Genomic DNA, 4,468 nt, shown 5'->3' on the forward strand with positions numbered 1-4,468 from the left:
CTTTAATTTATTTAACAAATCATTTGTTGCTTTTTCTTGATTTTCTTTAACAACATCAAAACCTATATTAATTTCCTTTTGGTTTTTAGAAAGTGTTTGTTCTATATCACCAAAGTTTTGAATTATCTTATTGATGTTTTGTGATATAGTTGTTAATATGCCATTTATACCATTAACTGAGATAAATACTTCCGATAACTTACTTTGATGTTTATTGAAATGTTCTTCTAAATCTATTTTTGATAAACGAGTAATTTCTTTACCTAAATCATCAATCTTGTTTTGAAGATTAGCTGCTTTCTCATCAATTTTTGTTAATTCTTTGCCGATTTCTACTTTAGAATTCTCTAAAAAATTTGCTTCTAAATCTTTGAATAAAGCATTGAAATCTACTTCGACTAATCGAGTTATTTCTGAACCTAGTTCAGTAATTTTATTAGAAAAAACAGTGTTGTTTGTAGTTAACAAATCATTATTACCTTCTAAAAAAACATTAACGGAGTTTCCTAATACATTGGTAAAATCATTGGTTATTTCAACTATTTTATCAAATCTTTCACTAAAAATTATTGGTAGCTTATCATTACTGTCTATTAACTCCTCAATTCTGTTTTTTATTTCTTTTAGATTTGTCAATTCACTTTTAAGAATATCTAATTGCTCGTAATTCTTTTCTAATATTTGATCTATATTATCCATGTTAAATATCTTTTAGTTCTTTTATTAAATTTTGGACGTTTTGGGTTGAAATTTTAAGCATTAACTTATGTTTTATCCTTCTAATATATTCTTTAGAATTTTCATATTTTACACTTTCTGAAATAATTTCTAAAAACTTGTTTAATTTATTTTCAAAATATAAATAATCGTTTTTTAAGTATAAGTTTTCAAAACCTTCTAAAAAATATTTCTCTGCCTCTTGAAAATAATATGGGTTATTTAAACCGAAACTGGCATAAGCATAAAGCAGTTTTAATACATATTCTTCTTTAGTATCTTCTATTGCTAATGAACGCCAAATTCTTTTACAAGATCCGCGCATCATTTTACATTCATTAATGAATGATGCTTTATCATTTAATATTTTAGTATATTTTACAAAAACTTCCCAATCATTCAATTCTTTATTTTTAAAGTCATCAATTAAAGAACGATCTTCACCAAATTCAACATAACCACTTTTTGCATATTTTGCATTGAAGTAGTAAAACATTAACTGCTTAAAATGGATATTATATTTTGCATTATTAAACTTTAAATCTGTTTTAGCATTTTGATGAATACTTTCTGTAATAAATTCTCTAATGTCTTCAATCGCTTTTTTTCTTTTTCCAACAATATCTGAATACGTGAAATCTAATATTATTTTAACAGATTGCTTAATTGTATGAAATACATCTAAATCAATACATTTGTTTGACAATTCTTCAATTTTTAATTCTGTTTTTTCTTTAGAAAGATATTTTAATAGATGATTATATGTAGCATCAATATAGAAGTTTTTATCTTCTTTATTGATACTAATTGTAACTAAACCTTTGTTGTAATCTATTGTGTAATCAGAAATAAATTTGATGCTGTAAAGTCTATAAATGATACGTAAGATATCTTGTCTGTTAATATTAGAATAATACAATTCTTTGTATAACCTCTTGTTATTAAAATAGATTTCAGAATTTAAAATTTCTAGATTCCAAGTTTCTTCTATTCTTTGAAGGTAATCAACAAAATCTGATGATTGTTTTTGTAAAGTTTCTAAATAGTTTATAACATTATTAATAGTTGGAGTTATAATTAAATTAAAGTCAATAATCAGAATTTCTGATAAACTATCTTTTATTAAATCTAACGGCACAATGAAATTTAAATTATTGCTGTCCGATTCAAAGAAATCTTTTAACGATAGCCCATTATTTATAATATTTTCAACTGGTTTGCTCAAATATTCATAAAGTGTTGTATTAGGACTGTTTTTTTGCCATTGGGTTTTTATAAATTCGAGGATGTGATTAGTTAATTTCACATCAATAGAGCCCTCAGGTAGAATATGATTAAAATCAACAGATAATACACCAGCTCCGTTAGTTCTAATTATCCTTCCAAATTTAATTTTATCTTCAGTTTTAAGCCAAATATTACCTTGGTAGACACCATCCGGAGTTAAATAAAAGTCAATTTCTCTATCATTTTCAAGATTATAAATATCCGTGATTTGCTTAAAAACAGTTTTCTTAATTTCTTCTTTTCTGGTAAAAAAACGCTCTAATTGAAATAACTCTGTTTCGATACCTTTGAAGCTGTTCTTATGAAAAAAATCGTGAATACTTTCATCTAAATTGTAGGTTAAAATGGTGTTTAATTGTTCTTCTTTTTTATTTATTTCTATCTTGAATGTATCAGAATAATTAGCTACAATTAATTTAATATCATTTATTAATGTTTCTTTATTTGAATTTCTAATTAATGTGAATTTTTCACCATCAAATGCTTCAATAAGATGTCTTAATCTAACTCTAGCTTCTTTTGAAAATTGTTTTATATAACTAGGGTTTAAAAAATAGAATTCTTCTGTGTTAATCAAGTTTACACATAAAGACTTTTTCTTATCTCTACCTGCTCTACCTGCTTCTTGGATGTAACTTTCCGGTGAAGAAGAATAGTTGATATGATAAACCGCTCTAACGTCTTCCTTGTCTATTCCCATACCAAAAGCTTTTGTGCAAACCATATAACTAGTTTTGCCATCTAAAAAGTTAACAAAATGTTCATGAATTTCCTCACTTAATCTACCTGCCTCATCATTTCCAATGAAATAAGACTTTTTAGTATCAATTATTGCTAGATTTTCAAATACTTCTTTTGGATTTATGCTATTATTAACTCTACCTGTTACGCCCAATATTCCTTGAGTGTGTGGACAAAATATTATTGAAGTTGTAGTGTCAAATGCTAAACTATTTGGTATTTCGTTTATTGCTGCCGATTCTTTACTAATTATTTTATCCAGTACAATATTATCAATTGATTCCATTTCAAATTCATCATAATGTTGTTGAAGTGAATTAGAAATAACCTTATCATCTAATGTTTTTAATTTATTTATACTGTTTTTGACATAATCATTTAGTTTATCTCTTTTTACAGTACCGATTTTGTTTTTAATCTCTCTATCAGAAATACTATGATTGTCTATTTTTGCATTACATTCGATAAAATCAAAAAACAATTCTTTTCGTATTGTATTATCAATTGAAATTACTGCATTTGCAGCATCATCATGTTTTATATCAAGTTCTCTTTCAATATCAGCTAAAACATCATAAGATGCTGTTGCTGTGAGTCCAACTAAAGATACTTTACCGCTTCTTGTTTTGACAAATTTTTGAGCATTTTTACCTAGCATCAGATAAGTGGAACGGAAATCGTGTCCCCATTCTGATAAACAATGTACTTCATCTATTATACAAAAAGAAAATGCTAACTTGTATTTGGTATTGTCAATAGTATTTATGATTTTTCTAAAATCCTCCATTACAAATCTTTCAGGAGAAACGAAGAGAAATTGTGTTTGTCCAAACTTAAAATCAATTAGTTTGCTTTGTTTTTCCTCTCTTTTTAAATTAGAATTGATATAATCACAACAGTCAATCCAATTATTGTTTAAAACCCTTACTTGGTCTTCCATTAAAGATTTAATAGGATCGACTACTAAACATAAGCCTGGTTGCAAAAAAACTGGTAACTGATAGGTTAATGATTTACCACCACCGGTAGGCAATAGACCAATAACTGGTTTTTGTTGTAATGCTCTAGAAATTATTGGCAACTGACCATTTCTAAATTCTTTTTTTCTAAATATATTTTTGATAAAGAAATTAATATTTTCCTCAAAAACTTTTTTGGATGAATAAGAACCGTCGCTATTTTTTATTGATAACTCTTCATAATTTAATAAATTGGCGCAATAAATCTTTTTACTACTTTCAATGCTGTTATCATAGTAATGCGATGAACGAATCACTATTGCTTCGCGAATAGAATACTCTTTTTCTTTATAGATTTGAGAGCGTCTAAAAATAGAATGATCAATTATGACATCAAAATCATTAGCTCCAAAATAGGTCTCGTTTTTTGGCTTATAACCGCAATGCAATTTTTGATTTAATACCCATTTTTCATTTTCAAAAATGCTTAATTCAATTTTTGGTATTTGGAGTTTGTCTTGAACTTCTAATAAAGCATTTAAATTTAAAAATATTTCTTCTAAACTCTTGATAGCTAAAGCACCACAAGGCAGATCCCTTTCAATGATGGCTATTTGTAAAGTTTCTTTTTTCAGTAAATCATTATTTGCAATAAAATGGTCTATAATTGTTTTTTGAATTCTAGCTACTGAAAATGGCATAAAAAGCAAACTGTATTCTTCTAAATAATCAGAACTATTTCTATTGAAGTTTTTTTCAAAAAT

The 4,468-nt window shown here is 26.3% G+C and carries 1 protein-coding gene and 2 pseudogenes; all 3 read right to left on the bottom strand.

Going from position 1 to position 4,468, the window contains the following annotated elements:
• Positions 1–699: hypothetical protein (locus tag DIU01_RS14900; protein ID WP_290835828.1), on the bottom strand; the 699-nt coding region annotated here is incomplete at its 3' end.
• 1,906 nt (positions 700–2,605) lie between these two features.
• Positions 2,606–3,031: pseudogene (locus DIU01_RS14905) on the bottom strand (helicase-related protein); the annotation flags it as partial.
• A gap of 291 nt (positions 3,032–3,322) precedes the next feature.
• Positions 3,323–4,405, bottom strand: a pseudogene (locus tag DIU01_RS14910) (DEAD/DEAH box helicase); the annotation flags it as partial.
• Positions 4,406–4,468: the final 63 nt, after the last annotated feature.

The organism is Flavobacterium sp. (assembly GCF_003525665.1).
GTDB lineage: Bacteria > Bacteroidota > Bacteroidia > Flavobacteriales > Flavobacteriaceae > Flavobacterium.